Annotated in this window: 28 protein-coding genes; 10 read left to right on the forward strand and 18 right to left on the reverse strand. The window is 71.3% G+C overall.

From position 1 onward, the window contains the following. Positions 1-44: 44 nt before the first annotated feature. Positions 45-518, reverse strand: coding sequence for a DUF2000 domain-containing protein (locus ACWC24_RS11040; RefSeq protein ID WP_152885596.1), 474 nt, complete (start codon positions 516-518; stop codon positions 45-47). Here ACWC24_RS11040 and ACWC24_RS11045 point away from each other — a divergent pair. Beyond that, positions 517-1,344, forward strand: a complete 828-nt coding sequence (locus tag ACWC24_RS11045; protein WP_450662527.1) for an AraC family transcriptional regulator — start codon at positions 517-519, stop codon at positions 1,342-1,344. The genes ACWC24_RS11040 and ACWC24_RS11045 overlap by 2 nt on opposite strands. Before the next feature lie 26 nt (positions 1,345-1,370). Here ACWC24_RS11045 and ACWC24_RS11050 read toward each other — a convergent pair whose 3' ends face one another. Both ACWC24_RS11050 and mshA read right to left on the reverse strand, forming a co-directional pair. After that, the gene (locus ACWC24_RS11050; RefSeq protein WP_450662528.1) at positions 1,371-1,898 is read right to left on the reverse strand and encodes a YbjN domain-containing protein; all 528 of its coding nucleotides are present in this window, start codon (positions 1,896-1,898) and stop codon (positions 1,371-1,373) included. Next, a complete protein-coding gene (mshA, locus tag ACWC24_RS11055) occupies positions 1,891-3,231 on the reverse strand; it encodes a D-inositol-3-phosphate glycosyltransferase (RefSeq protein WP_450662529.1) in 1,341 nt (446 codons plus the stop codon). The genes ACWC24_RS11050 and mshA overlap by 8 nt, the downstream gene beginning before the upstream one ends. A gap of 192 nt (positions 3,232-3,423) precedes the next feature. Between mshA and ACWC24_RS11060 the strand changes: the two genes are divergently transcribed. The 3 genes from ACWC24_RS11060 (at position 3,424) to ACWC24_RS11070 (ending at position 7,246) form a co-directional block, all read left to right on the forward strand. Then, on the forward strand, positions 3,424-4,236 hold the full coding sequence (locus ACWC24_RS11060) for a class I SAM-dependent methyltransferase (RefSeq protein WP_450662530.1): 813 nt from the start codon (positions 3,424-3,426) through the stop codon (positions 4,234-4,236). Between the two features lie 202 nt (positions 4,237-4,438). Beyond that, positions 4,439-5,548 carry an NlpC/P60 family protein gene (locus tag ACWC24_RS11065; RefSeq protein ID WP_450662531.1) on the forward strand — a complete coding sequence of 370 codons (1,110 nt, stop codon included), beginning with the start codon at positions 4,439-4,441 and terminating at the stop codon, positions 5,546-5,548. Between the two features lie 369 nt (positions 5,549-5,917). Beyond that, on the forward strand, positions 5,918-7,246 hold the full coding sequence (locus ACWC24_RS11070; protein ID WP_450662532.1) for a PP2C family protein-serine/threonine phosphatase: 1,329 nt from the start codon (positions 5,918-5,920) through the stop codon (positions 7,244-7,246). 67 nt (positions 7,247-7,313) lie between these two features. Here ACWC24_RS11070 and ACWC24_RS11075 read toward each other — a convergent pair whose 3' ends face one another. The 3 genes from ACWC24_RS11075 to ACWC24_RS11085 form a co-directional block, all read right to left on the reverse strand. Further along, positions 7,314-7,664 (reverse strand): DUF2516 family protein, encoded by a 351-nt coding sequence (locus tag ACWC24_RS11075; protein ID WP_351604734.1) that lies wholly within the window; start codon positions 7,662-7,664, stop codon positions 7,314-7,316. Positions 7,665-7,787: 123 nt separating this feature from the next. Further along, complete coding sequence (locus ACWC24_RS11080) at positions 7,788-8,432, reverse strand: hypothetical protein (RefSeq protein ID WP_450662533.1); 645 nt, start codon at positions 8,430-8,432, stop codon at positions 7,788-7,790. A 77-nt stretch (positions 8,433-8,509) separates the two neighbouring features. After that, the gene (locus ACWC24_RS11085; protein ID WP_450662534.1) at positions 8,510-9,037 is read right to left on the reverse strand and encodes a helix-turn-helix domain-containing protein; all 528 of its coding nucleotides are present in this window, start codon (positions 9,035-9,037) and stop codon (positions 8,510-8,512) included. Positions 9,038-9,202: 165 nt separating this feature from the next. Here ACWC24_RS11085 and ACWC24_RS11090 point away from each other — a divergent pair, with 165 nt between their 5' ends. After that, a complete protein-coding gene (locus ACWC24_RS11090; protein ID WP_450662602.1) occupies positions 9,203-10,063 on the forward strand; it encodes a GNAT family N-acetyltransferase in 861 nt (286 codons plus the stop codon). 15 nt (positions 10,064-10,078) lie between these two features. Here ACWC24_RS11090 and ACWC24_RS11095 read toward each other — a convergent pair whose 3' ends face one another. The 4 genes from ACWC24_RS11095 to ACWC24_RS11110 form a co-directional block, all read right to left on the reverse strand. Beyond that, a complete protein-coding gene (locus ACWC24_RS11095) occupies positions 10,079-10,579 on the reverse strand; it encodes a hypothetical protein (protein ID WP_450662603.1) in 501 nt (166 codons plus the stop codon). A gap of 197 nt (positions 10,580-10,776) precedes the next feature. After that, the gene (locus tag ACWC24_RS11100) at positions 10,777-12,843 is read right to left on the reverse strand and encodes a HelD family protein (protein ID WP_450662535.1); all 2,067 of its coding nucleotides are present in this window, start codon (positions 12,841-12,843) and stop codon (positions 10,777-10,779) included. 153 nt (positions 12,844-12,996) lie between these two features. Beyond that, entirely contained in the window at positions 12,997-13,608 is a 612-nt protein-coding gene (locus tag ACWC24_RS11105; protein ID WP_450662536.1) for a TetR family transcriptional regulator, read from the reverse strand. A 54-nt stretch (positions 13,609-13,662) separates the two neighbouring features. Further along, entirely contained in the window at positions 13,663-14,718 is a 1,056-nt protein-coding gene (locus ACWC24_RS11110; RefSeq protein WP_450662537.1) for a phosphotransferase, read from the reverse strand. 308 nt (positions 14,719-15,026) lie between these two features. On the opposite strand from ACWC24_RS11110, the gene ACWC24_RS11115 reads away from it, so the two are divergent. Beyond that, on the forward strand, positions 15,027-15,758 hold the full coding sequence (locus ACWC24_RS11115) for an HAD family hydrolase (RefSeq protein ID WP_450662538.1): 732 nt from the start codon (positions 15,027-15,029) through the stop codon (positions 15,756-15,758). Between the two features lie 70 nt (positions 15,759-15,828). Next, on the forward strand, positions 15,829-16,857 hold the full coding sequence (locus ACWC24_RS11120) for a hypothetical protein (RefSeq protein WP_450662539.1): 1,029 nt from the start codon (positions 15,829-15,831) through the stop codon (positions 16,855-16,857). 15 nt (positions 16,858-16,872) lie between these two features. On the opposite strand, the gene ACWC24_RS11125 is transcribed toward ACWC24_RS11120, so the two are convergent. The 4 genes from ACWC24_RS11125 to ACWC24_RS11140 form a co-directional block, all read right to left on the reverse strand. Continuing rightward, the gene (locus ACWC24_RS11125; protein WP_450662540.1) at positions 16,873-17,643 is read right to left on the reverse strand and encodes an HAD family hydrolase; all 771 of its coding nucleotides are present in this window, start codon (positions 17,641-17,643) and stop codon (positions 16,873-16,875) included. Between the two features lie 99 nt (positions 17,644-17,742). After that, complete coding sequence (locus ACWC24_RS11130; protein ID WP_450662541.1) at positions 17,743-18,489, reverse strand: HAD family hydrolase; 747 nt, start codon at positions 18,487-18,489, stop codon at positions 17,743-17,745. Then, positions 18,486-19,406: a GntR family transcriptional regulator gene (locus ACWC24_RS11135; RefSeq protein ID WP_450662542.1), complete on the reverse strand. Its 921-nt coding sequence runs from the start codon at positions 19,404-19,406 to the stop codon at positions 18,486-18,488. The genes ACWC24_RS11130 and ACWC24_RS11135 overlap by 4 nt, the downstream gene beginning before the upstream one ends. 3 nt (positions 19,407-19,409) lie before the next feature. After that, entirely contained in the window at positions 19,410-20,285 is an 876-nt protein-coding gene (locus ACWC24_RS11140; RefSeq protein WP_450662543.1) for a GntR family transcriptional regulator, read from the reverse strand. Between the two features lie 241 nt (positions 20,286-20,526). On the opposite strand from ACWC24_RS11140, the gene ACWC24_RS11145 reads away from it, so the two are divergent. Then, a complete protein-coding gene (locus ACWC24_RS11145; RefSeq protein WP_450662544.1) occupies positions 20,527-20,718 on the forward strand; it encodes a hypothetical protein in 192 nt (63 codons plus the stop codon). A gap of 35 nt (positions 20,719-20,753) precedes the next feature. Here ACWC24_RS11145 and ACWC24_RS11150 read toward each other — a convergent pair whose 3' ends face one another. After that, positions 20,754-21,668 carry a winged helix-turn-helix domain-containing protein gene (locus tag ACWC24_RS11150; protein ID WP_450662545.1) on the reverse strand — a complete coding sequence of 305 codons (915 nt, stop codon included), beginning with the start codon at positions 21,666-21,668 and terminating at the stop codon, positions 20,754-20,756. A 156-nt stretch (positions 21,669-21,824) separates the two neighbouring features. Here ACWC24_RS11150 and ACWC24_RS11155 point away from each other — a divergent pair, with 156 nt between their 5' ends. Further along, complete coding sequence (locus ACWC24_RS11155; protein WP_450662546.1) at positions 21,825-22,010, forward strand: hypothetical protein; 186 nt, start codon at positions 21,825-21,827, stop codon at positions 22,008-22,010. 153 nt (positions 22,011-22,163) lie between these two features. Here the strand turns inward: ACWC24_RS11155 and ACWC24_RS11160 are convergent, their stop codons facing one another. Together ACWC24_RS11160 and ACWC24_RS11165 are read right to left on the reverse strand one after the other, a co-directional pair. Further along, complete coding sequence (locus tag ACWC24_RS11160) at positions 22,164-23,420, reverse strand: GNAT family N-acetyltransferase (protein WP_450662547.1); 1,257 nt, start codon at positions 23,418-23,420, stop codon at positions 22,164-22,166. A gap of 54 nt (positions 23,421-23,474) precedes the next feature. Next, complete coding sequence (locus ACWC24_RS11165) at positions 23,475-24,065, reverse strand: RsiG family protein (protein ID WP_450662548.1); 591 nt, start codon at positions 24,063-24,065, stop codon at positions 23,475-23,477. A gap of 203 nt (positions 24,066-24,268) precedes the next feature. On the opposite strand from ACWC24_RS11165, the gene dtd reads away from it, so the two are divergent. Next, positions 24,269-24,694, forward strand: coding sequence for a D-aminoacyl-tRNA deacylase (dtd, locus tag ACWC24_RS11170; RefSeq protein ID WP_351604696.1), 426 nt, complete (start codon positions 24,269-24,271; stop codon positions 24,692-24,694). Between the two features lie 55 nt (positions 24,695-24,749). Here dtd and ygfZ read toward each other — a convergent pair whose 3' ends face one another. After that, complete coding sequence (ygfZ, locus tag ACWC24_RS11175) at positions 24,750-25,715, reverse strand: CAF17-like 4Fe-4S cluster assembly/insertion protein YgfZ (RefSeq protein ID WP_450662549.1); 966 nt, start codon at positions 25,713-25,715, stop codon at positions 24,750-24,752. Positions 25,716-25,724: the final 9 nt, after the last annotated feature.

Raw genomic sequence — 25,724 nt, forward strand, 5'->3', positions numbered from 1 at the left:
CGGTGTGTCCGGCGCCGGTCCCGCCGTCGCCGGACGTGCCGGGCTCAAGGGTGCATACGGGCGCCCTTGAGCACCTTGTCCACCGCGTTCCGCGGGCCGTACACCGCGAGTCCCACCAGGTCCAGCGCCGCTGTCGGCACCGCGCGCACGGCCGCCCGGTTGTCGTGGTCGTTGCCGGTGGCGAAGAGGTCGGAGGTGAAGAGCGCGCGGGGCAGGGCGCGGGACAGCGCCCTGGTGTGGGCCGCCGTCAGCGTCTCCTTCGTGCCTTCGAGCACCAGTACCGGCTGCCGGAACATCGGCAGGTGCCGGACGCCGTCGGCGTCCTCGTACGGCTCGCCGATCACCTCGGGGACGACCGTGCCGAGGCCGCTGGTGAGGAACGCGGTGACGTTCAGGCGCTGCCAGGTCTCCAGGTCCTCCCGCAGCAGGACGGCGATCTTGGTGTCGAATCGGGGTTGCTCGCTCATGCCTCGAGACTGCCGAACGCCGTCCGGCGTCGTCTTGTACGTTCTTTGCATGGCCACCTCGCGCGACGGCGGCAACCACGTCTCCGCCTGGCGCCCCCGCGTGCCCGGTGTCGTGGAGGTGCTCCACGCGCACTTCACCGAGTACGCCTATCCGATGCACGTGCACCAGGCGTGGACGGTGCTCATCGTCGACGACGGGGCCGTACGGTACGACCTCGACCGGCACCGGCACGGCACCCCGCACGACACCGTCTCGCTGCTGCCGCCGCACGTCCCGCACAACGGCTCCCCCGCCACCCCGGACGGTTTCCGCAAACGGGTTCTCTACCTGGACAGTTCGCGGCTGGGCGAGCATCTGATCGGGGCGGCGGTCGACGGGCCCGACCTGCGTGATCCGGTGCTGCGGCTGCGGGTCGGACAGTTGCACACCGCGCTGGCGCGTCCCGGCGACGAACTGGAGGCCGAGAGCCGGCTGACGTTCCTCGGCGAGCGGCTGCGGACGCTGCTGCGGCCCCGGGACGCCGTGCGGGCCCCGCGCCAAGACCCCGTGGTCGCCCGTCGGCTGCGCGAACTGCTCGACGAGCGGGTGGCCGAGGGCCTCGCCCTGGACGAGGCCGGCGGGCTCCTGTCCGCCCATCCCGCCCATCTGGTGCGAGCGTTCAGCGGCGCGTACGGCATCGCCCCGCACCAGTACCTGATGTCCCGCCGGGTCGACCTCGCCCGCCGTCTGCTGCTGGACGGACAGCCGCCGGGCGAGGTGGCGGCGGCAGCCGGCTTCTACGACCAGGCCCATCTGACCCGGCACTTCAAACGGCTGGTGGGGGTGACGCCGGGGCGCTACCGGGTCGGCGGGTCCGCGTCCGGGCGCACCGCCTGACGGACCGTCCTCACCCGCCCGGCGGGTCAGTCGGCCTGGCGCCGCGTCAGGTGGGCGAACGCGTCCAGGTTGCCGGTCGGCTCGCCGCGGGAGACGCGCCAGGCGTACTCCTTGCGGATCGCCGAGGCGAAGCCCAGTTCCAGCAGGGTGTTGAAGGCTCCGTCGGCGGCCTCCAGGACCTGGCCGAGGATGCGGTCGGTCTCCTCGGCGGTGACCGTGGCGAGCGGGAGGCGGGCCGTGACGTAGACGTCGCCGAGCGGGTCGACTGCGTAACTCACGCCGTACAGCTTGAGGTTGCGCTCCAGCAGCCAGCGGTGGACGCCCGCCTCGTTCTCGTCGGGGTGGCGGATGACGAAGGCGTTGAGGGAGAGGGAGTGGCGGCCGACGACGAGCGAGACGGTCGTCTTGAGTTTCCGGGTGCCGGGGAGCTGCACGACGAAGGTGCCGGGTGCGGGGCTCTCCCACTCCGGTCCGGCGTCCGTCAGGAAGCTCTCGACGGCCCGGGTGGCCCGCTCCGCTTCGGTCCGGTGAGCGATGTCAGCCTTGTCAGCCATGGTGGGAGCGTACGCGACGCCGGTACGACTGCACCGCGGCCGTGTAGACGTCCGCGGTGGCCCCGGCCGCGGTGTCCCAGCCGAAGGACCGGGCGTGCCGGGCGGCGGCGGGCCCCATCCGGGACAGCAGTTCGGGGCGGTCGGCGAAGTCGGCCAGCACGCGCGCGTAGGCGGCCGGGTCGTGGCCCCGGACCAGCACACCGGTCTCGCCGTCGTGCACGGCCACCGGCAGGCCGCCGACCGCGGCGGCGAGCACCGGGGTGCCGGCCGCCTGCGCCTCGATCGCTACCAGGCCGAAGGACTCGCTGTAGGAGGGGACGACGAGCACGGACGCGGCCCGGAACCAGTCGACGAGCTGGTCCTGGCCGACCGGCGGGCGGAACCGTACGACGTCGGTGAGGCCCAGGCGCGCGGCCAGCTTCTGGAGGCCCTCCGGCTTGGCCAGGCCGCTGCCGCTGGGGCCGCCCACGATCGGCACGACGAGGTTCCTGCGCAGGTCGGGGCGTTCGTCGAGGAGTACGGCGATGGCGCGCAGCAGGACGTCGGGGGCCTTCAGGGGCTGTATGCGGCCCGCGAACAGGGGGATCAGGGCGTCCTGCGGGAGGCCCAGGCGGGCGCGGGCGGCGGCGCGGCCGTCCGCGGGGCGGAAGCGGTCGAGGTTCACCCCGGGGTGGACGACGGCGACCTTGCCGGGGTCGGCGGCGTAGTGCCGTACCAGCTCGGCGGCCTCTTCCGCGGTGTTGGCGATGAGGCGGTCGGCGGCGCTGACGATCTGGGTCTCGCCGATCACCCGGGCGGCGGGCTCGGGCGTGTCGCCCTCGGCCAGGCTGGCGTTCTTGACCTTGGCCATGGTGTGCATGGCGTGCACCAGGGGGGCGCCCCAGCGCTGGGCGGCGAGCCAGCCGACGTGCCCGGAGAGCCAGTAGTGCGAGTGGACCAGGTCGTAGTAGCCGGGACGGTGGCCGGCCCAGGCCTGCATCACGCCGTGCGTGAAGGCGCAGAGCTGGGCGGGCAGCTCCTCCTTGGCGAGGCCCTCGTACGGACCCGCGTCGACGTGCCGGACGAGGACGCCGGGGGCCAGTTCGACGGCCGGCGGGAGGGCGCCGGTGGTGGCGCGGGTGAAGATCTCGACCTCGATGTTGATGGCGGCCAGCCGCTGCGCGAGCTCCACGATGTAGACGTTCATGCCGCCGGCGTCGCCCGTGCCGGGCTGGTGCAGCGGAGAGGTGTGCACGGAGAGCATGGCGACCCTGCGAGGCCTGCGGTGCGGCAGCCTGAGCCGTGCGGGCGCCGTACCCGAGCGCCGCCCGAGCCTGCTGACGTACTGGCTCACGTGGCGTTCCTCCTCGCTTCGGGCATGCCGTGCGGGGACGCAGCGCGCCCTCCAAGGGGGTGAAACACCGAAGGAAGGCATTCCCATTCCGTGCGGGGCGGTTTTTGCCGAGCCATTACCGAATATCGCTCAACCGTTCGAGCGCGGGATGCGTGCGCCGGAAGGCGGACGCGGGCGCATACCCTCATAGGCATGACGTCCCGCGCCTCCGCCCGCCCCGTGGGCACGGTCACCCGCGGGACCACCAACCCCAACCGGCTGCGCCGCATGGACCGCTGGATCGTGGCCACGCACAGCGACCGGCTGCGCCGTGCCGCCGACCCGGTGGCGGTCGACCTCGGGTACGGGGCCGCCCCCTGGACCGCCGTCGAACTGCTGCAGCGGCTGCGCTCGGCCGTGCCCCACGCACGCGTGGTGGGCGTCGAGATCGACCCGGCCCGGGTGGCCGCGGCCCGGCCGTACGAGCGCGAGGGACTGGTCTTCCGGCACGGCGGTTTCGAGATCCCCCTCACCCGGCGTCCGCACCTCGTGCGGGCCGCCAACGTCCTGCGCCAGTACGACGAGGGCGAGGTCGCCGCGGTCTGGCGGCGGCTGTGCTCCCGCCTCGCCCCCGCGACGGCCGACTCGCCCGGCGGACTGCTCGTCGAGGGGACCTGCGACGAGATCGGACGCCGGCACGTCTGGGTCGCGCTCGGTCCGGAGGGACCGCGCACGGTCACCTTCGCGACCCGGCTGGGCTCCCTGGAACGCCCGTCGGACCTGGCCGAGCGGCTGCCCAAGGCACTGATCCACCGCAATGTCCCGGGCGAGCCCGTGCACGCCTTCCTGCGCGACTTCGACCGCGCCTGGGCCGCCGCCGCCCCCTACGCCTCCTACGGCGCCCGGCAGCGCTGGATCCGGGCGGTCCGGGACCTGACGGCGGACTGGCCGGTGACGGACGGGCCCGTGAGGTGGCGGCAGGGTGAAGTCACGGTGACGTGGGAGGCGTTGGCCCCGCGGGGCTGATCCGGGACCGCTCGATCCGCTTCCACCTGCACGGAACGATCCCCATGAGTCGTTCGTCACACAGGCGGGGAGATCGTCATACCTGGCTGGGACGAGGGGGAGTGAGGGGGCAGCAGTCGCTCTGTCGTTTTGCGCGCCGCCGTGGCACGATCCCTCAGGCACCGTACGTTACTGACGGTTAATCATTTCTGGGGGACGAGGTATGGGTACGGGCAAGCGCACGCTGTTCGCGGCGGCCGTCACCGTGGTCTGCGCGGTCACCGTCCTGGCCGTGCCGTGCACGGCGTTCGCGGCACCCGACCCCACACCGGCTCCCCCCGCCACCTCGGCCACCACGCCGTCCGCCGCCGCGACCGGCACCGTGACGCCCCCGCCGGACAAGGACCTCGAGGCCGTCCGCGAGCAGCTCGACCGGCTCTACCACGCGGCCTCCGTGGCCACCGACGCGTACAACGCCGCCGAGGAGAAGGCCCAGCAGCAGTCCGCGGAGATCGTCCAGCTGGCCCGGAAGATCGTCGAGGGGCAGCAGCGGCTCGCCGACCTCAAGGACCGCGCGGGCGCCGCGGCCCGCGCCCAGTACCGCGGCGGCGGTCTGCCGGACGAGGCCCGGCTGGTGCTGAGCGACAACCCGCAGCAGTTCCTCGACGGAGCGGGCCGGGTGGTCCAGGGCCAGCGGGCGGTCAAGGGCCTGCTCGGGGAAATGACCCGCACCCAGCAGGACTTGGAGCAGTACGCCGAGGACGCCTCCGCCCAGTGGCGGAAGCTGGAGGCGAACCGCCGGGCCAAGGCGGCCGCCCAGAAGAGCATCGAACGGCAGATCACGGCGGCCGAGACCCTGGAGTCCCGGCTGGAGAAGAGGCAGAAGGAGCGCCTCGCCAAGCTGGAGGAGGAGGCCGCGCACCGGGCGCAGACCGCCTGGCTGGACTCCGGCATCCTCGACGAGATCGACGGCAAGGCCTCCGCGCAGGGCAAGAAGGCCGTGGAGTTCGCCACGGCCCAGATCGGAAAGCCGTACGTGTGGGGCGCCGAGGGGCCCGACTCGTACGACTGCTCGGGGCTGACCTCGCAGGCCTGGGCGAACGCCGGCCACGGCATCCCGCGCACCTCGCAGGAGCAGTGGAAGCAGCTCCAGCACGTCGACATCAAGGACATGCGCCCCGGCGATCTGATCATCTACTTCGGCGACGCCAGCCATGTCGCGATGTACGTGGGTGACGGCGCGATCATCCATGCCCCGCGGCCGGGCCGGACGGTGACCCTCGCGGGCGCCGGGACGATGCCGATCCTCGGGGTGGTCCGACCGGACGCATGACCGGGCACATGACCGGACGCATGACCGGGAGCGTGTGATCGGAGGCACGTGAGCACGACCACGTGACCGGGGCGACGTGACCGCGGGCACGTGACCGCGGGCACGGGTCACGGCACACCAACTGCGGTGCCGTGACCCGTCGCACCCACGGCGGTCGCCGAACTCCCCGTGGACGTGACGTTCGTCATCCCCACTGCACACCCCGCCTGCCCAACTGCGGTAGGTAAAGCGGCATATGCCAGAGGCCTTGGTCCAACCTGGGTGTCGTACACCATTCCGCTGCGGCGCCGACACCCGCTATGGTCCCCGTCGGTGGATGGAGTCCCTCTGTCCGCCGTGCCCTCGGGGGGAGGGAAGGAACCCAAGACGATGCCCGTACCCGTGCCCCGGCAGAGAGCAATCCCGGCCGTGGAGTGTGGTCAGGCGCAGGCCGTGCCCCAGGCCGGCCCCTCGAAGGAAGAGACCCCGCGCAAGGAAGCCACGGTCGTAGACGCCACCGCCGCCACGCACCCGAACGCCACCGCTCACGCCCCTCTCACACTCCTGCTGATCGAGGACGATCCGGCGGGGTCGCCGATCGTGCCCGACCTGCTCGACTCGGCCGGCAACCCGATCCGGGTGCGCACCGCCCGCAACCTCACCGAGGCCGGGCGGCTGCTCACCGACGACGTCCAGTGCATCCTGCTGGACCTGGCGCTGCCGGCGCCCGGCCGCTCGTCCGGGGAGGACGAGCTCGCCGTGCTCAAGCACGTGCTGCGGCTCGCGCCCCGGCACGCCGTCCTCGCGCTCACCGCGTCCGACGACGCCGAGCGCGGTGCGGAGGCGGTACGGGTCGGCGCCCAGGACTATCTCTTCCGGGACGAGCTGGACGGACGGCTGCTCAGCCGTGCGATCCGGTACGCCGTGGAGCGCAAGCGTTCCGACACCGCCGAGCGGCGGCTCGCCGAGGGCAAGCTGCGCGCCCAGGAGAACGCCCGGCTGGAACGCGGCCTGCTGCCGACCCCCCTGCTGGAGGGCTCGGCGCTCCGCTTCGCCGCGCGCTACCGCCCCGGCCGCTCCCGCGCCCTGCTCGGCGGCGACTTCTACGACACCGTCCGCATGCCCGACGGCACCGTGCACGCCATGATCGGTGACGTCTGCGGGCACGGTCCGGACGCGGCGGCGCTCGGCGTGGAGCTGCGCATCGCCTGGCGTGCGCTGACCCTGGCGGGCCTGTCGGGCGACGAGCTGCTCGGCACGCTCCAGCAGGTGCTGGAGCACGAGCGCGACGACGACGAGATCTTCGCGACGCTGTGCACCGTGGACATCGCCCCGGACGGCCGCCGGGCCGGTCTGTGCCTGGCGGGCCACCCGTCCCCGCTGATCGCCCGGCCGGGCGAACCGGCGGAGCTGCTTCCGTACGAGGACAACGGCCCCGCCCTCGGGCTGCTGCCCGGCGCCCGCTGGCCGCGGACGCAGGTGGAGCTGGGCGCCGAGTGGAGCCTGATGCTCTACACCGACGGCCTGATCGAGGGCCGCGTCGGCGAAGGCCGGGAACGGCTCGGGCAGGGCGGGATGGTGGAGATGGTCCGCCGCCAGCTCGCCTCGGGCCTGTACGGCGAGCAGCTGCTGCGCGCCGCGGTCAGCGAGGTCCGCGAGCTGAACGGGGGCGAGCTGACGGACGACGTCGCGGTGGTGCTGCTGGACCGGGTCCCCTGAGGACCCGGTGGCCGGGCGGTGGCACCCGGCAGGCGACCGAGTCGTGGAACCCGGCAGCGGGCAGCGGTCAGCGCCCGCCGTTGTACGGGCCGTAGGGGCCGTCGCTGCTGCTTCCGCCGCCGCGGCGGCCCCAGCCGCCGCCACCGCCGGAGACCTGCTTCAGCGCGGGCCGCACGTCCACCAGGTAGACGATGCTGGCGACCGCGGCCGCGACCGGCAGTATCGCCAGGATCGAGAACAGGTAGCTCACCACCAGCGAGATGCCGAGGATGATCAGCCAGAACACCTTGTTCTGCTTGTCGGCCGCTCGGAAGGCGTCCTCGCGCCGGAAGGCCGCGTCGGCCAGCCCGAACGCCGCCAGGGCCATCAGAAGGATCTTCAAGAGCCCCAGGAATCCCGCGAAACCCAACGCCAGCATGTCGCCCACCGCCTGTTCCCGCCTGCCTGTCCGACTCGTCCGACCGTGACCCCTACCAGGCCACCGTACCCGTAGAACGGGCCGGACACCCCGGAGGTGCCCGGCCCGTACGACTGCCGTCCCTTACTTGGCGGGCGGGGTCGACTTCTTGGTCGCCTTGCGGGGGGCCGGGGCCTTCTTCGCCACGGGCTTCTTCTCCGTGCCGGACTCGGCCCCAGCCCCGGCCGGCTTCGGCTCCTCCTTGACCTCGACCGGCTGGGCCTTCGGTTCGATGACGATCGCCAGTTCCTCGATCTCCTCGGCGGTCTCGCCGCGCCAGGTCCGTACGGCCTGCTCGCCGTGCTCGGCGACCTTCTCGTAGGTCTCGCGGGCCTTCACGGCGTACTCGGCGGCGACACCGACCCCGCGCAGCGCGAGGTCCTGGGCGTTCTCGCCGAGCTTCTTCAGGTCGGCGTCGAGCGAGCTGCCGAGCTTCTTCAGGTCACCGTCGAGGGAGCTGAGGAACTCGCCGACCTTCGTCTGGAGGCTCTCCTGAGCCTCCTTGGCCCTGGCACCGGCCTCCTTGGCGCGGGCCGCGGCCTTCTCCTGCACGGCCTTCGTGTCGGTGCCGCGGACGGCCTCGAACCGGGCAGGCGCCTCGGTGCGCAGCTGCTCCACCAGACCGGGCACCTTCTTGGCCTGCTGGAGGGCGAGGTCGGCGGTGCCGGCGGCGAAGTAGAGCGGAGTGGGGTCGCTGAAGGTCTTGCGCAGGTCGTCGGTGATGGCCATGGTGAGGGTCCTCCCGGATTCGCGTTCGGCTGAGGGTGATGTGGGTCCGCAGTCAGGCGGCCGGTCCCCTGGTCCGGTCAACTGGCCGTCTGCTGCGGGTCCGCGCCGGAGCCGCCGACGGGGCGGCTACGGCGTACTGCGCTGGGCGTACCGCTGTCGTCGGCTTCGGCGGGCGCCGTCCCGTCGGGATCGGCCCCGGGTTCCGCGGGATCTGTCGCAGCCACGGGATCCGCTGGATCCGCCGCGGGAACGGACTCGAATCCGTTCTGCTTGCGGAACGACTCGTAGACCTGGAGCAGTACCTGCTTCTGCCCCTCGGTCAGCGTGGGATCGGCGAGGATGACCGCGCGGGTCTCCACCTCGTCCCGGTCCCGCTCGGCGTCGAGGATCCCGGCACGGACGTACAGCGTCTCGGCGGAGATCCGCAGCGCCTTCGCGACCTGCTGCAACACCTCCGCGCTCGGCTTGCGCAGCCCGCGCTCGATCTGGCTCAGATACGGATTGGACACCCCGGCGGCATCGGCGAGCTGCCGCAGCGACAGTTGCGCGTTGCGCCGCTGCTCGCGCAGATAGTCACCGAGATTGCCGACGTTGAGCGATGCCATGACTCCACCTTGCCGCATCATCGCTAACTTTTGCAAGCACCCGCTTGCAAAAGTGTGCCGCGGGAGCCCGCGCCGGTGGTGGCCGTGGTGGCCGTGGTGGCCGTGGTGGCCGAAAACCCTGGAGCGGCCCTGGAGCGCTTCCGCGGCATGGGAAATCATGAAGCCATGCGACCGGACGGCTGGCACCTCACCGAAGACGTCGACGACTTCCTCGCCCGCGCCGGGGACTTCCTGCGCTCGCGGCCCGGCCCGCACGTCATGGCGCTGACGTGGGCCGAGCGGGTGCGGACCCGTGGGGCGGGCGCGTTCGGTACCGGGGCCCCCGTCTTCGGCATGCTGGAGCGGGCGGGCGAGGTCCTGGCGACCTTCCACCGCCTCCCGCCCCGCGCCCTGGCCCCCACCCCGCTCACGCCCGAGCAGGCCGACTCCCTCGCCGCCCACCTGGCCGCCCTCGGCCACCCCCTTCCCTCCGTCAGCGCGGACCAGCACACCGCCGCCGCCTTCGCCGAGGCCTGGCGGCGGCACACCGGCGCGACGCCGAAGGCCCGGGAGACCCGGGTCCGGCTGTACCGCCTCGACACGCTCGTCCCGCCGGAGCCGATGCCCGCGGGCCGGGGCCGGCTGCTGGGCGAGCAGGACCTCGAACAGGCCATGTTCTGGTGCGGCGAGTTCGCCAGGGCCGTCGGGGAGGACGTGACCGTCGACGCCCGCACCTGGGCGGACACCCGCTTCGCCGACAAGCGCTACACGCTCTGGGAGACCCCGGACGGCACCCCCGTGTCCGTCGCGGGCATGAATCCGCTGATCGGCGGCCAGATCCAGGTGGACATCGTCTACACCCCGGCCCACCTGCGCGGTCGCGGCTACGCGGGAGCGGTGGCCGCGGAGGTGAGCCGGGCGGCGCTGGCCGCGGGGGCGAAGGACGTCGTGCTGTTCGCGGACGTGGCCAACCCCACCAGCAACGCCCTCTACCGACGCCTCGGCTATCGCGCGCTCACCGACTGGGCGGCGTACGACTTCTCGTGACGCCCCGGGCAGTCCCTAGCAGGGCCCGTCCGGTCCCGGTCGGTCGATCCACTGCTCCAGCACCGAGAAGTCCGCGCGGGTCAGCCCGTACCGGTGGTCCACCCGGTGGAGCAGGGCCCGGCCGGGGTGGTGGGCGCTCACCCAGACGCGGTCGGCGGCGGTGATCTCGTCGTCGACCCAGACGAAGGGCCGGCCCGCGGCGAGGGCGACGAGCGGCCGGGTCTTCCAGTGCAGGGCTCCCGGCGGACACTCCTCGTCCGGCCACTCCACCACCGGCAGCGGGGGCAGCCCGAGCCAGGGCGCGACACAGACGTTGGCCTCGTCCATCCAGGTCGTGGCCCACACCAGCTCGCAGCCCAGTGCGGCCAGCCGGGGGCCGAGCCCCGGGTCGATCCGGGTCAGCAGCGGATTGCCGACGGCCCGGGCACAGGCGCCGGAGCCCGTCTCGTACACCGGGTACGGACCGGCCGCCCCGAAGGGGAGCAGCGTCCCGTCGACGTCCAGGAAGAGGAGCACGGCGGCCGGGGAGGACGGCGGGGCAGGTGAAACGGCTGAGTCGGGCGAGGAAGGCATCGAGAACCACGGTGCCCCGCTTCTCGCCCCGGCGCCACCTTCCCGCGCGAGGCCGCCCGGCCCCCGGGCAGCGCGCCCGGACCCGGCCGGAGCACCCACCGCGCCCGCAGCCGCGCCCGGCCGCACCGCGGGGCAGGCCTTCAGAACGGCAGGGGGCGCGCGTGCACCACGTCCAGTCGTGACACCGCGCGGGTGAGGACGACGTACAGCCGGTGCAGGCCGCGTTCCTCCGCCTCCGCGATCGCCGCCGGTTCGACGGCGACGACGTGGTCGTACTCGAGGCCCTTGACGACGCTCGCCGGGACCACCGCCACCCGGGCGGCCGGCTCGTCGGCGGCGGCCGTCTCGATCCCGGCCGCGCCGAGCGCGTCCCGCAGCCGCGGCACGTCGGCGTCCGCGGCGACGACGCCGATGGACCCCTCGCGGGCGAGCGCGTGCCGTACGCAGTCCACCGCCGCGCCGAGGACGTCGTCCGTCGGGCGCAGCCGCAGTTCGCCGTCCGCGCGCAGGGAACGGGCGGCCGGCACCTCGACGTCCAGCCGTTCCAGCAGCCGGTTGGCGAGCGCGACGACCTCGGTCGGCACCCGGAACCCGCTGGTCAGCGGCACCACGGCCGCGTCCGGCTTGCCCAGGTGACCCAGCAGCGCGGCCCAGGTCCGGGCCGCCCACGGGGTGGTCCCCTGGGCCAGGTCGCCGAGCACCGTCAGCGAGCCGAAGGCCGCCCGGCGGGCGATGGCCCGGCACTCCATCGGGGAGAGGTCCTGGGCCTCGTCGACGACGACGTGGCCGTAGCTCCCGGGATGTTCGACGAGCCCGGCCAGCTCGTCGAGGAGGACGAGGTCGGCGGCCGACCAGCGCGCCGACTTCCACGAGCGCGGCGGCCGTGCCCACCGCAGGGCCCGCCGTTCCTCCTCGTCGAGCAGTCCCTCGGCGGCCCGCGCCAGCTCGTCCGGGTCGGTGAGGAGCGCGGCGAGGACCTCCTCGGGCCGTACCCGCGGCCACGCGGCGTCGAGGTACGCGCTCACCGGCCGGGCCCGCTCGATCCGGCGGACCCAGGAGCTCGGTGGCGGCCCGTACCGCAGCTCTGCCTGTTCCTGGAGGCGGCGCACGATCCGGCTGCGCACCCGCTCCCGCCCGACGGCGTACGGCGGCTGCTCGGCGAGCACGCCGGAGACGATCGCCGTCAGCCTGGTGGCGGTGACGCGCCAGCGGTAGGTGCCGTCGGGGATGTCGAGGCTGTCCCGCGTCTGCACGGTCACGCGCGCGTAGAGCGCCCGGCGCAGCACCCGGGCCATCCGGGGGTCGTGCTTGAGGGCCGCGGTGCGCTCGTCGTCGGTCCCGGTCACGGGGTGCCGGGCGATCTCCTCGCCGAGCGTCGACTGCCGTACGCCCGTCTCGCCGAGCGCGGGCAGCACCTCGGCGATGTACGACAGGAAGGTGCGGTTGGGGCCGAGGATCAGCAGGCCGGAGCGTCTGACGCGCTGGGGGTGGGTGTAGAGGAGGTAGGCGGCGCGGTGCAGGCCGACCGCGGTCTTCCCGGTTCCCGGCGCTCCCTGCACGCACACCGAGAGCGCCAGGTCGCCGCGTACGAGGTCGTCCTGCTCGGGCTGGATGGTCGCGGCGATGTCGCGCATCGGGCCGACGCGGGGCCGTTCGATCTCGCGGGCGACGAGGTCGCTCACGCCGGCCGCGCCGGACGGGCCGATCACGCCGGCCGCGCCGGCCTCGCCCCGGCCGAGGTGTTCGTCCTCCAGGGCGGTCAGGTCGGCGGAGTCGCCCCGGCTGCCGGGGGCCCAGCCGAACCGGCGGCGGACGGCGACGCCCTGCGGGTCGCGGGCGCTCGCCTGGTAGAAGGCGCGGGAGACGGGAGCCCGCCAGTCGACGACCAGGGGCGGGGCGGCCGGGGCTGTGCTGATCCGCAGCCGTCCGAGGTGGTAGCGCTGGCCGGCGTGGTCGCCCGGCCCGTGCGCGAAGTCCAGCCGCCCGAAGAACAGCGGCCCTTCGGGCAGCTCGCGCATCTCCTTGGCCTTGCTGCGGAGCTGGTACCCGAGCACTTCGGCGTCGGCTCCGGAGGCGGAGACGTCCTCGCCCCTGACGACCTGCTCCTGGGCGCCCTCGACCATGGCGGCGAGGGCGCTGCGGCAGGTGTCGTGGTGGGCACGCTCGCGGCGGAGGTCCTGGTCGAGGGCGGGTCCGGTGGACGTCATGCCCCGAGCGTACGTGAAAAACGTAACCGAGTTAAATATTCTGCCGCGACCGCCCGGTCTCCGGTCCGCCTCGTCGACCCCCGCCCTCCGTACGCCGTTCCGGTACGCCGCTCCCCGCCCCCGTACGCCGTGCCCAGTACGCCGCCCGCCCGCTCAGGCGAGCCGCGGCAGCCCCGCCGCCAGTGCGCCGAACGCCCGCCCGGCCGCCGCCACCGCGTCCGGCCGCACCCGTGCCACCGGCTCCCCCTCGGCGACGCGCCGCCAGTTGTCCTGCGCGAGGATCCGCTGGACGGCGATGATCTGCCCGGCCGCCAGTCGCGCGTCGAGGCCGCCGCCGAGCGCCCCGGCCAGCGCCGCCTCCGACCGCTCCAGGTACGGGTACAGCCTGGCGACCAGCGCGGGAGTCCCGTACAGCAGCCGGTGGAAGGCGAGGACCGCGGGATGGTCGTTGAGCCCGGTGATCGGATCGCACCGCTCCAGACCGTCGAGGAAGTGCCGGCGCAGCGCGGCCAGCGGTGTCGGCCCCTCGGTCACCACCCGCGCCGCCTCGTCCTCGTGGTCGGCGAACCGGTGCAGGACCAGGTCCTCCTTGGTCGGGAAGTACCGGAAGAGGGTCGGCTTCGAGATCCCCGCCGCGGCGGCGACCTCGGCGACGGACACGGCGTCGAACCCCCGCTCCAGGAAGAGGCCGACGGCGGTGTCCGACACGTCCTGGTACATCCGCTGCCGCTTGCGCTCGCGCAGTCCCCCGTTGCCCCTGCTCATGACTACGAAGCGTAGCCCCGGCGCGCACTCGGCGAGGCGGCGCGGGAGGGCCGGTCAGCGCGGACGCGAGTCTCCGCTGCCCGCAGGCCCTCGCCGGCGCACGAGGGCCGACGCGATTGCCGCCGAAGTGGGCACCGCCTCCAGGCCCAGCGGTCCAGCGGCCGAGGCCAGGACGTCGCGCAGCTTGCGTACGGCGTGGCCGAGTCGACGCTCACAAGGCTCCGCACCGGTGTCCAGCGACAGGGCGACACGGATGACGTCCGTGAAGACGGACTGCGCCTTCTTGTAGTCGAGCAGCAGTGGAAGGTCGTGCTCCAGACCGCTGGAGGAACCGGGCCGGAACTTCTCCACGACCGCGCTCCACCGCTGCGCCACCCGCCGCTCCTGCCACCTGGGGTACCGCATCAGATAGAGATGGGTGGCGAGGTCGTACAGGGGGTCGCCCACCATCGCCAACTCCCAGTCGATCGTCCAGAGCCGGTTCTCCGGATCGACGATGAAGTTCTCGCGATGCAAGTCCGCATGCAAGAGGCCGAAGGGGCGCTCCTTGAGACCCGACACATGCTTCCTGAGCTTCTTGAAGGAATCAGCATCGACGCCGAGGTCAGCGAAAAGCGCTCCGAACTCTGCACGATTCTTCAAGTAGACGTGTTCCTCGGCAAAACATACGAGCCGTTCCAAAAAACCGTTGCTGTCTCCTCCCTCCGGGCGGTCCTCGTCTTTGCATCGCCGCTTGACAAGGAGGGTCTCGGGGGCCACGCGGCTCAACTGGCCGAACACATCGACAATCTGCCGGAGAAGTTCACCAGGAACAGGCGAGCCGGGCATGTACAACGATCCCAGCGTCCGCCCTTCGATAAATCTCTGCAAGCGGATTCCCTCGACCTCGATGATATCCGGAATTCCGGAGATCCGACCACCGAGGGAGCTCAGCAACTGTTCTTCCGAAGAAAAACACCGCCGGTCGAACCACAGGAGACCGGTGCGCGGCTCCCGACACTTCCATCGACTTCGTCGAATATCGCGCACTTCGCTGCGCAGCGGAAACACATAGGTCTCATGGTGGTATCCGTGAAGCGGCCCCTCGACCACACTCTCGTCACGACTCATTTCGGCTGCATGCCGCCGAGCCGACGAGGGTGATTCGATTGACATTATCCGTTCTTCCTTCTCGGACCCTTCACGGGGTGCAGAAAGTGTGAGTACGGTACTCCACCGGCGACCCCTGTCGCGCCAACCCGTATCGAACTCGACCTCACCGGACGGCCGTCGGGCGCGCACCTGCGCGATGAGAAGTCCCGCGCGCCCCCGTCGCGCGCCGACTGCGCCCCGAATTGCGCCACGACCTGCGGTGCTGGTGGCACGGACCGTCGTGGTCCACACTGAACCCGGTGAGCGGGAGGAGGCCTGGAGAGCCCATGGGCGACGTACTGGATCGACACGAAACCCTGCAGGAGTTGCTCCGTCGGACGCGTGCCGTCCTGTTCGACTTCGACGGACCGGTCACCAAGTTGTTCGGAGACACGTCCACCGCGCCCGTCGCCGATCGCATCAAGAAGATGGCGCGTGCCGAGTGGGGGCCGCTGGACGACGACGTGGAGGAGTGCGACGACTCGCACGACATCCTCCGGCACCTCAGGGACATGTACGACCGGCCGAGCGCACTTCCCCGCGATCACCGGGTACTGGAGCGGGCTGAAGCGATGGTCACGGAGTGCGAGAACGAGGCCGTCAAGAAGGCCGAGCCGGTTCCGTGCTTCGAGGACCTCGTCCCCGCCCTGCGCAGGCTCAACCACAGGCTCGCCGTCGTGAGCAACAACTCCGACGGCCCGGTATGGGAGTTCCTCAAGGGCGTCAACCTTCAGTCGGAGTTCGTGACCGTGGTGGGGCGGGATCCTCTTGAGCTACGGCACATGAAGCCCGACCCCTACTGCGTGACGCAGGCCGTGGCGCACCTTCGGCTCCCGCCGTCTTCCTGTCTGCTCATCGGCGACCAGCTCACCGATCTGGAAGCCGCCCGCAGGGCAGGCACCCGATTCCTCGGGTACACCGGCTCGGAGAGCCGTGCAGCGGAGATGCGGGCACGAGGCGGCTCCTGGGTCGTACGCTCCCACGAACCCCTTCTCGACGCGGCGACGGCACTGCTGTAGAGCGTCAACCGACCTTCTGGTATTGGCGAGTTGGCCAGGGCATCATGGTGCGCCATGGAGAGCTGCGGACGTGGCGACCGCCTCGCATCCGCTGCTCACGCACTGGGGGTGGTGTGTGTCTTCTCGCGATCCAGGCGCCGGCGGTCCGTCCAGACTCGACCTCATCCGGCGCTCACTGAGCGAGTGGAAGCCCGGCATCGTCAAGTGGTCCCTCGCGCTGGTGGCCGTTCTGGGCATCGCCGCAGAAGTCATCGATCCGCTCGGCGAGGCGCTCAAGAGCCAGGGTTTCCTCGGGGGTTCCTTCGCAGCGCTGATCGCCCTCATCCTCTTCGACGCCATCAGCGAGTCCGAACCGCGAGAGGTGTCGGGCGTCTACGTACTCGCCCACAGGAACGACCTCCACGACCCTTTCCGGGAGGCGTTCGAGGCACGCCATGTCCGCGTCGATTTCTCGGGCTTCACCATGGAGACACTGCTCGACCTGCTCAAAGGGCCGCTGGAGCGGATGGCCGATGAAGAAGTGCGCACCCAGGAGTTGACGCTACGCATCATCATCGCCCATCTGAATCTCCCGATGAGCCTGCCGGGACGGCTCGATCCCGCACCCGACAGCAGCGGGCACCCGGCCGGGACGTTCCGATTCGCCGACTCCACCGAAAATCGCCAGCGCATGCGGGACGGCTACACCAAGCCGAACTGGGAGAATCTCAAGACCCTTCTGAACAAGGTCCACGAGCGGAATCGGCACATCACCATCTCCTGCGAGATACGGGAGTCACCCCAGATTCCCGAGCGTAAGTTCTACATCCTCAATCAGGAAAAATTCTTCTACCAGCCCTACGGAATCATGGAGGCGGACGTCACATGGCATGACACCACTTATCACATTCTGGACACTGCCGGCATAGGCCTTCGTCACGGAACGGCCCGCATCATCGGCTGGGACAGGCGATCGAAGTCCCGATCGACACGAGAGATCGCGGAACACCACATGGAATGGCATCGGAACCTCTGGGACAAACTGGGCCACATCAAGCCCGAACATCCCGTCATCAGCGACCCCCGCTGGATTCCACCGGAGCGTCAGAACGCCGGCTGACGAAGGCCGGGACGATCAATCCTGGACCGACTGCTTCGGGCCGCCGGTCCGCACCACCTGAAGCACCGGTTCCAACGAGTCGACGATCACCCTGGCACCCGCCGCTCGCAGTCGCCTCTCCTTGCGTTGATTACGCGCGTAGCCCAGGAACGGAACGCCTGCCTTCTGAGCGGCGAGAAAGTCGGTGTCCGCATCACCGATCATCAGCGCATCCCGGGCCTTCACCTCCATGGCCCTCAGGGCACGCTCGAGGCAGTCCGGATGGGGCTTGAGAAGGCGAAGGTCCCGGGTGCGGCCGTAGATGTGCGAGGAGAAGTGCGAGAGAAGTTCGTGGCCTTCCAGGTAATTGCGGGCCACCTCCGGGGAGTTGTTCGTGGTGATGGCGAGTCGCACACCCGCTGCTGACCAGGCGCGTATCAGATCGTCGGCGTCAACGGTGGGCGCGGCGGATTTCGCGGCCTGCAGCTCCTCCCGAGTGAGACGTTCCTCCAACTCCGCCACGAGATCGCTGCGGGGGTGCCGGCGGTCCACCGCGCGCAGGACCGCGTGTGGATCCTCGGACTTCCGCTCCCCCTCGGTCAGCAGACCGTGCAGGCCCTGCCCCTTCAGCCAGTCCACCAGGCGGTACGCCACCCGTTCCGCCGGATGCGACGCGAACAGCCCACAGATGGGTCCGTCAAAGTCCCAAAGGACCACCCGTGCGTGCACGATCAGCTCCTGAAGCCTTCCGCCCTCAGCCTCAGCCTCTTCCGTCACCGAATCGGTCTGCGCCGCATCAAAAGTCACTAGGAGAGTGTCAGGTCCGTAGGGATGGTTTCCCAGAGGGCGTCGAACCACTTCTGGGCAACCGACTTGCGTCAGCGGCAAGGGCAGTCGCCACCGCAGTCAGGCGTACGCCGATCGCAGTGTCGACAGCAGTGGCTCCAGCGAGCCCATGATGTCGGAGGGCGGTACGCCGCCTTCCAGCAGCCGCCTCCGGGCCGCAGGGTTGCGCGCGTAGCCGAGGAAGCGGACACCGGCCGCGTGGGCGGCGGCACGGTCGGAGACGGAGTCGCCGATCATCAGCGAGGCGTCCGGCGCCGCGCCCATCGCCCCCAGCGCGCGGTTCAGCATCTCCGGGTGCGGCTTGAGCAGCCGCAGTTCCTGGGTGCGGCCGTAGATGTGCGGGTCGAAGCAGGGGTACAGGCCGCGCCCCGTCAGGTACGAGGCCACCGCGCGGGCCGAGTTGTTGCTCACGACGGCAAGGTGTGCCCCGACCGCCACCCAGGTCCGGATCAGCGGATCCGCGTACGCCGTGGGCATCGCCACCCGGGCCGCCCGCAGTTCGTGCCGGGTGAGGTTCTCCTCCAGCCCGGCGATCACTTCGCTTCCCGGACAGCGGCCGTGCAGCGAGCCGAGGGTTCCGTGCGGATCCGAACTGACACGTTCCGCCTCGGTGAGCATCCCGCCCAGTCCGCGGCTGTCGAGCCAGCGCACCTGGTCCCGGGCGATGACATCGGCCGGATGGCCGGAGAGCAGCCGGCAGATCGGTCCGTCGAAGTCGAAGAGGACATACCGTGTGCGTGCGACCAGTTCGCGCAGTTCATCGGCTTCGCTCGTCACCGGTCGGGCCCGTCCCGTCTCTGCAGTCACTCTTCGAGTGTCTGTCCGGGAGCCTCCGAATCCCAGAGGGCATCGAAGTAATTCTTGGTGGCCCGGACGACCGCCGCCTCCTGTCCGCCCCTGCCCAGCCGGTACTCGAACAGGTCCGAGTTGAACCCGCTGACGTCCAGGACGTCGAACTCGCCGACCCCGGGCAGTTCGTAGGAGTGCCGGCCGACCGGGTAGTCGCCCCGCAGGGCGAGCGTGCCGTTCAGCACGTACTTCTTCTCCGACGGTACGAAGCGCAGCGGCCGGAAGGTCACCCCGGCGGCGACGCCCTGGTAGCGGCGGAGGTTGGACAGATGGATGTCCATGGTCTTCATCTGGGCCCTGATCTGCGCCTTCAACTGCTCGTGCACCGCGTCCCTGAGGTCCGGCCGGTCCACGGGTTCGGGATAGGGCAGCGGTACGCCGGGCCCCGGCAGCAGGCACCGCACGGTGACCGACGCGGGGCGGGCCGCGCCCCCGGCGACCGCCGCGCACATATCGGCGAGCGCCCACAGCAAGGTCTCCGCGGTGAAGCAGACGGCGTCGATGGTCACGTCGTCTGCCTGGAACGCCTCCTCCAGATACCGGATCAGGGCGACCCGGGTCGCCCTGGACTCCTGAGACTGCTCCACCGGGACGTCGGCCACCCTCGGCGGGCTGCCCTTGGTCACAGGGGTCAGCAGTCCGTCGTGCTGGAGCATGCCCAGCGCCTGGCGTACGGTGCCGCGCTCGACCCCGAACTCCTGAGCGAGCACGGCCTGGGTGGGCAGCCGGTCGCCGGCCTCCAGGTCTCCGGCCCTGATCCGCTCCCGCAGGGCGTCGGTGATTTCCTGGGCCGAGGCTCTCCCGCTGCCGTTCACCACCACGTTCTCCTGGTCGATGTCCGTGCCCCGAGCGACACCGCGAGGTGCCTGCGACACCTGTCAGCTGAGGGTCAGGTCCGTAGAGATGGTTTCCCAGAGTGCGTCGAACCATTTCTGGGACTGCTCCACGAACGCGGCGTCCCGCTCCCCCGCGTTCCGTTCGAAGGAGAACAGGACGGACTCGGTGCCCAGCACGTCGTACATGTCCATGGTTCCCTCCTCCGTGGTCTCCTCCCGGCGCTTGATCGTGTAGTACGCCATCAGCGCTTCTGTCCCGTTGAGCAGATACAGCTTCACCGGAGGGGTGAAGGGCAGGGCGCGGAAGGTGACACTCACCTCGATGCCGTGGGAGGAGCGCAGCGAGCGGAGGTTGTGCCGCAGGACCTGCCCCTGGGCGTTGCGCATCGCCAGCCACCGCTGGTGGACCGGGTCGTCGTCCCCGCGCCCGTCGACCAGGATCGGGAAGGCCAGGTCGATGTTCCGGCTCGGCAGCAGGATGCGCACGTCGATCGACTCGGGACGGACGCGGTCCCCGTGGATCAGGCGCAGCGGTTCGCCCAGGGCCAGCATCAGGCTCTCGGCCGTGAGGCAGGCCGCGTCGATCCGGACGTTCGGGGCCCTGAACGCCTCCGTGAGCCGGGGGGCCAGACCGACCATCGTCGGCTGCGGCCGGTGGCCGGCCGCTGCCGGTTCCGCGATGCGCGGCGGGCTGCCCCTGCTCACGTTGCTGAGCAGGCCGTCGTCCTGGAGCGCGCGCAGCGCCTGGCGTACGGTGCCGCGCTCGACCCCGAACTCCTCGGCGAGCTCGGCCTGGGTGGGCAGCCGGTCGCCCGCCTTGAGGTCTCCGACACGGATGCGTTCCCGCAGGACGTCGGCGATGTCCTGCGCCGACTTCCTGCTGCCGTTCACTGCCACGTTCTCCTGAGCCACGACCAAACGCTACAACTCAGATCCATCTACCGGGAGTTGTTTGAAAGTTGTTTACGACTGGCTGCCAAGTGGGGACAAACTCATTGGAGTTGGCGGCCAACTTATCCGAGTTGGCGGAAGGTTTGCTTCCCGTCGACCAGCCTTCGGCCTCCGGCCTCCCGCACCTGTTCCGCCCGCCCCACCCCGTGCCACCTTGTTCCACCCTGCCCAGCCCTGTCCCGTCCGGCAGCCCGAAGGGGGAACCACCGTGCCCGCTGCTCTCGCTCTTCTGACCACCGTTCTCGGCGTAGGCCTGGAACAGACCGTCCAGTGGAAATACGGCGTCGCCGGCGTCATCGGCCTGCTGCTGCTCTCCATCGGCATCAGGGCCAGGAACGCGACGGTCAGCTCCATCGGGGCCGTCATGCTCGCCGCCCTGGTCACCAGGCCCGCCGTGTGACGCGGCGCCACCCGGCCCACTCTCCGCGGGAGACGTCAGTCCGTGAGCACCAGCTCCGAACTGATCGTCTCCCACAGCGCGTTGAACCACAGGTGCGACTGCTCCACGAAGGTCGTGTCCCGCAGCCCCACGCCCCGCTCGAAGGCGAACAGCATCGACCGGGTGCCCTCGGCGTCGTACATCTCCAGCGGCTCGTGGTCGACCTCCGCCTCCCGGCGCACCAGCGTGTAGTAGGCGAAGAGGGCCTCCACCCCGTTGAGGAGGTAGAGCTTGACCGGCGGGGTGAAGGGCAGCGCGCGGAAGGTCACCCGGACGTCGATGCCGTGGGTGGAGCGCAGGGCCAGCAGGTTGTGCCGGAGCACCTGCCCCTGCGCGTTGCGCTGGGCCAGCCAGCGGCGTTGCAGGCGCTCGGGGTCCGAGCGGTCGACCGGCGCCGGGAAGGCCAGGTCGATGTTCCGGCTCGGCAGCAGGATCCGCACGTCGACCTTGGCCGGTTCCATACGCCCCTCATGGATCCGGCGCAGCGGCTCGCCCATGGCGAGGGTGAGGGAGACCGAGGTCAGGCAGAGCGCGTCGATCGAGACGTGCGGGGCCGCGAAGGCGCCCGCGACGCGCGGCCCGAGGGCCACCATGGTGGGCTGCGGCGGGACCTCCGGACCGGTCGGGGCCCGGCCGAGCCCCAGGTCGGAGGCGACGGTCGCCGGACTCCCCTTGGACATGTTGGTGAGCAGCCGCTCCGTCTGGAGGATCCGCAGCGCCTCCCGCACGGCCCCGCGCTCGACCCCGAACTCCTGGGCCAGCTCGGCCTGGGTGGGCATGCGCTGACCAGGCCGCAGCACCCCGGACCTGATCCGGGTGCGCAGCACGTCGGCCACCTCGCGGTGTGTCACCTGTGGCCGCTGTGGCCTTTTCCGCCCACTGGCGGAGGCGTGTTCCGGGTCCACGGCCAAACCCTACAACTTCCCGCCATCTTTGGGCAGTTCAGGGAAAGGTGGTTATGAGCCGCTTCCAAGCGGAGATAACTACAGTGAAGTTGGTAGCCAACTTAAGCAACATGGTCAGACCGATGACGGGTTGGCCGCCAGGAGGGACAAGGAGAGACCGTCATGCCGCTCTTCGCCGTCGCTGTCGCCGCCCTCGCCATCGGCTTCGAACAGATCGTCCAGTGGAAGTACGGGCCGATGGGACTCATCGCGTTCGCCGCGCTGACCGTCGGACTCAGAGCCAGGAACACCACGATCAGCGGTATCGGAGCGGTGATCCTCGTGATGCTGCTCGCCCAGTCCGGCTGACCGGGCTTCCTTCCGGAGGGGAGCCGGGAGCCTGGTCCGCCTGCACCACCGCACAACAACCACAACCGAACAGCACCAGCTACGGATGCGTGGTACCGCACTGCCGCATCACAGCACACAGCACACAGAGCTGCCGCCGGCCGGAAGGAGGCCTCAGAACATGTCCGGGCACCAAGGCCGCCTGGACGTACGCAGCAGGGCGTCGGCCGACCGGGCGGCGCCCGCTCGTTCTTCCCGGACCCGGCCCAGCGCGGCCAGCCGCACCGCCGACTCGTCGCCCAGCCACAGCGTCGCCAACTCGGCGACTTCCAGGACGAGATCGGCGTCCGCCCGGGTCGGTGTGCACACCCCGGCCCCGCCCGCCGCGGCCTGGAGCAGATAGCGGCCGCCGGTCAGCCCGGCCCGGTCCACGACCTCCAGCACCAGCTCGCCGGCCCCGTCGTACGTACGCGCCTCCAGGGCCCGTACGACGTCCAGCAGCCGCACCCACAGCCAGTCGGCCTGCCGGATGATCCGGGCCGACCTGACGTCGGGGAAGAAGAACGGCAGCAGGTCGTCCGGGGCCCGCCAGCCCGTCCTCACCTGCGCCACCCAGTCGATCGAGCACAGGTACCGCCACAGGGCGCGCTCGGCGGCCGGGGTCGAGGCGATCAGCCAGTCCACGCTCGCCGTGACGCGCGGCTGCTTGGCGTCGTCCCACGCGGTGTCGCACGCGTAGGACACCAGGCCCTCGACCTCGCCGTCCGCGGAGCGGTACACGGCGTAGAACGGCTCGGTCCACGACGTGTCGAAGCGTACGGCGCCGGTGTTCACCTGCCACCACAGGTCGTCGCGGGTGACGGCGCCCGGCTGGCCCAGGCGCACCCGTTCGTGCAGCTCGGGGCCGAGCTTGCGCACCTCCTCGCCCTCCACCAGGTCGATGCGGCCGCCGTCGTCCGGGACGCCTGCGCGGGGGTCGAGGCCCGTGCGGGCGGTGTCGACGATCCACTCGGCCGTCGAGGTGGCGGGGCCGAAACCGTAGCGGCCGTAGATCCGGTACTCGGCCGCGATGAGGGTGGCCACGACGTCGCCGCGCTCCTTCGCCGCCGCCAGGTCGTGGTTCATCATCCGGGTGAGCAGGCCCCGGCGGCGATGGGTGGCGGTGACCGTGACGTTGGAGACGGCGTCGGCCGGGACCGGGGTGCCGCCGACGGCCGTGAGCTCCTGGGCGAAGGAGCGGTAGGTGGCGACACAGCGGCCGCCGTCGAAGGCGCCGAGCAGCCTGCCCGGCACGAACTGCTTGCGGCGGCCGTCGAGTTGCTTCCCCGAGCTGACCGGCTCGCGCAGGAAGCCGGTGTTCAGGGCGCGGAGCCAGTCGGGGAGTTCGGACTCGGTGATCGGGCGGACGTCGAGGGCGGGGCGGCTCGTCATGAGGTCACGGTAGGTGTGCGGCCGGGGGGTGTCGCGTGCATTTGCCCGGACGCGTCAGACGAGCAGGTCGTCGACCTGCGCCTCCCCCTCGCGGTACCGGCGGGCGATCTCCGCGCTGCAGTCGTCCGTCGTCCGCTGCCACTGCTGCCGCCGACGGGACACCTGCTGCTCGTACCGTACGAGCCGGCCCATCGCCTCGCTCAGTTCCGGGTCGGTGCGGGCGCCCAGGTCCGACAGCTCGACCTCGGCGAGCATCTCCGAGGCGAGCAACCGGTACTCCTCGCCGTGCGGGGTGCCCAGCGTGACATGGCGGGCGGAGGAACGGTGCCGGGCCGGGGCGTCGGTCAGGATCTCCGACAGCCGGGCGAAGACGGACGCCCCGTCCGGGGTGTCCACCGGGGACGCCGGGCCGCGCCGGGCCAGCTCGGCGCGCAGGATGTCGATCCGGCCCTGAAGCAGCCGCCGGATGTAGCTGAGGTCGGCCTCGTCGCGCTGGGCGTCCCGGCGCAGGGTGCGCAGCTCGGCCAGGCTCAGCGCGGCCAGGTCGGGCTCGGCCGGCCGCCACGGGCTGTCGGTGCGCTGCGCGGGCGGCCTGGGGGCAGCCGTGGGCGACTGCCCGGTGAGCTCGGTGCTCGGTGTGCTCATGTGCCTCTACCCGTCCCCTCGACCGGCGTGTGGCGCCATCGTGTCACCCCAAGCGGCCACTATGTGAACGAGTGCACCCGATCGGCCCCAGATGGGGGTATACGGATCAAAAAAGACCTGGTAGCAACCCTGCGCGAACCGCTCATCGGGCCGCTCGCCGGGCTGTCCTCCAGGCTGTCCGCCGGGCCGGGCATGATGGTCGTATGCGTGCAGTGGTGCAGAGAGTGGACGGCGCGAGCGTCGTCGTCGACGGCAGGACGGTCGGGGAGATCATCGGCGAGGGACTGTGCGTCCTGGTCGGGGTGACCCACGACGACACCCCGGAGAAGGCGGCCCAGCTCGCCCGCAAGCTGTGGTCGATCCGGATGCTCCAGGACGAGAAGTCGTGCAGCGACATCGCCGCGCCGCTCCTCGTGATCAGCCAGTTCACCCTGTACGGCGACGCCCGCAAGGGCCGCCGCCCCACCTGGAACGCGGCCGCCCCCGGCGAGGTCGCCGAGCCGCTCGTCGACGAGGTGGTCGCCCAGCTGCGGTCCCTGGGCGCGACGGTGGAGACGGGCCGGTTCGGCGCGCAGATGCGGGTGTCGCTGACCAACGACGGCCCGTTCACCGTCCTGCTGGAGATCTAGCAGGCCCCCTGGCCTCCCTAAAGGGTGTGACACAAGGCTCTGAGCTGGGCATCTTCTAGGGCTCGACGACGACTTCCTGCGCCGCCGCCGTCTCCCCCGCCAGCAGCCGCGCGTCCACCGGTACGTTCCGCTTCACCAGCGCGAGGGCGATCGGGCCGAGCTCGTGGTGGCGTACGGATGTCGTGACGAATCCGATCCTGCGGCCGTCGGGACCCTCGTCCGCGACCCGCAGCTCCGTGCCGTGGGCGGGCAGGTGGACGTCGCTGCCGTCGAGGTGCAGGAAGACCAGCCGGCGCGGGGGCTTGCCCAGGTTCTGGACCCGGGCGACCGTCTCCTGGCCCCGGTAGCAGCCCTTCTGGAGGTGGACCGCGGTGCCGATCCAGCCCAGCTCGTGCGGGATGGTGCGGTGGTCGGTCTCGAAGCCCACGCGCGGCTGGTGGTGCTCGACGCGCAGCGCCTCGTAGGCGAGCAGCCCGACCGGCGGGCCGGCCTTCGCCATGTACTCCTCCAACTGCGCGCGCGGCAGGAAGAGATCACGGCCGTACGCCGTCTCGCGTACGACGACGTCCTCCGGCACCTCGGTGATCGAACCGGCCGGCAGGTGCACGACGGCGAGGTCGGCGGTCCGGTCGGCGACCTCCACCCGGTAGAAGAACTTCATCGACTCCAGGTACGCGATCAGCGCGTCCTGGGTGCCGGGCTCCACGTGGGCCCAGGCGGTCGTGCCGTCGTCCACCAGGTACAGGGCGTGCTCGATGTGGCCGTGCGCGGACAGGATCAGCGCCTCGGTGGCCTGGCCGGGCGGCAGCTCGCTGACGTGCTGGGTGAGCAGCAGGTGCAGCCAGCTCAGCCGGTCCTCGCCGGTGACGGCGACGACTCCGCGGTGCGAGAGGTCGACGCATCCGGTGCCGTCGGCGAGGGCGCGCTGCTCGCGGAACAGGTCGCCGTAGTGGGCGGCGACGCCTTCGTCCACGCCCTCGGCGGGGACCGCGCCGGGCAGGGACAGCAGAGGGCTCTTCATGGACCCAGC

The sequence above is a fragment of the Streptomyces sp. NPDC001443 genome (genome assembly GCF_053597355.1).

Bases quoted from the DNA above. Each gene is read 5' to 3' on its own strand.
- ACWC24_RS11040 (WP_152885596.1), bottom strand. From the start codon at position 518: ATGCAAAGAACGTACAAGACGACGCCGGACGGCGTTCGGCAGTCTCGA.
- ACWC24_RS11090 (WP_450662602.1), top strand. From the start codon at position 9,203: ATGCGACCGGACGGCTGGCACCTCACCGAAGACGTCGACGACTTCCTC.
- ACWC24_RS11115 (WP_450662538.1), top strand. From the start codon at position 15,027: ATGGGCGACGTACTGGATCGACACGAAACCCTGCAGGAGTTGCTCCGT.
- ACWC24_RS11070 (WP_450662532.1), top strand. From the start codon at position 5,918: ATGCCCGTACCCGTGCCCCGGCAGAGAGCAATCCCGGCCGTGGAGTGT.
- ACWC24_RS11165 (WP_450662548.1), bottom strand. From the start codon at position 24,065: ATGAGCACACCGAGCACCGAGCTCACCGGGCAGTCGCCCACGGCTGCC.
- ACWC24_RS11100 (WP_450662535.1), bottom strand. From the start codon at position 12,843: ATGACGTCCACCGGACCCGCCCTCGACCAGGACCTCCGCCGCGAGCGT.
- ACWC24_RS11110 (WP_450662537.1), bottom strand. From the start codon at position 14,718: ATGAGTCGTGACGAGAGTGTGGTCGAGGGGCCGCTTCACGGATACCAC.
- ACWC24_RS11060 (WP_450662530.1), top strand. From the start codon at position 3,424: ATGACGTCCCGCGCCTCCGCCCGCCCCGTGGGCACGGTCACCCGCGGG.
- ACWC24_RS11105 (WP_450662536.1), bottom strand. From the start codon at position 13,608: ATGAGCAGGGGCAACGGGGGACTGCGCGAGCGCAAGCGGCAGCGGATG.
- ACWC24_RS11045 (WP_450662527.1), top strand. From the start codon at position 517: ATGGCCACCTCGCGCGACGGCGGCAACCACGTCTCCGCCTGGCGCCCC.
- dtd (WP_351604696.1), top strand. From the start codon at position 24,269: ATGCGTGCAGTGGTGCAGAGAGTGGACGGCGCGAGCGTCGTCGTCGAC.
- ACWC24_RS11075 (WP_351604734.1), bottom strand. From the start codon at position 7,664: ATGCTGGCGTTGGGTTTCGCGGGATTCCTGGGGCTCTTGAAGATCCTT.
- ACWC24_RS11155 (WP_450662546.1), top strand. From the start codon at position 21,825: ATGCCGCTCTTCGCCGTCGCTGTCGCCGCCCTCGCCATCGGCTTCGAA.
- ACWC24_RS11160 (WP_450662547.1), bottom strand. From the start codon at position 23,420: ATGACGAGCCGCCCCGCCCTCGACGTCCGCCCGATCACCGAGTCCGAA.
- ACWC24_RS11065 (WP_450662531.1), top strand. From the start codon at position 4,439: ATGGGTACGGGCAAGCGCACGCTGTTCGCGGCGGCCGTCACCGTGGTC.
- ACWC24_RS11050 (WP_450662528.1), bottom strand. From the start codon at position 1,898: ATGGCTGACAAGGCTGACATCGCTCACCGGACCGAAGCGGAGCGGGCC.
- ACWC24_RS11085 (WP_450662534.1), bottom strand. From the start codon at position 9,037: ATGGCATCGCTCAACGTCGGCAATCTCGGTGACTATCTGCGCGAGCAG.
- ACWC24_RS11080 (WP_450662533.1), bottom strand. From the start codon at position 8,432: ATGGCCATCACCGACGACCTGCGCAAGACCTTCAGCGACCCCACTCCG.
- ygfZ (WP_450662549.1), bottom strand. From the start codon at position 25,715: ATGAAGAGCCCTCTGCTGTCCCTGCCCGGCGCGGTCCCCGCCGAGGGC.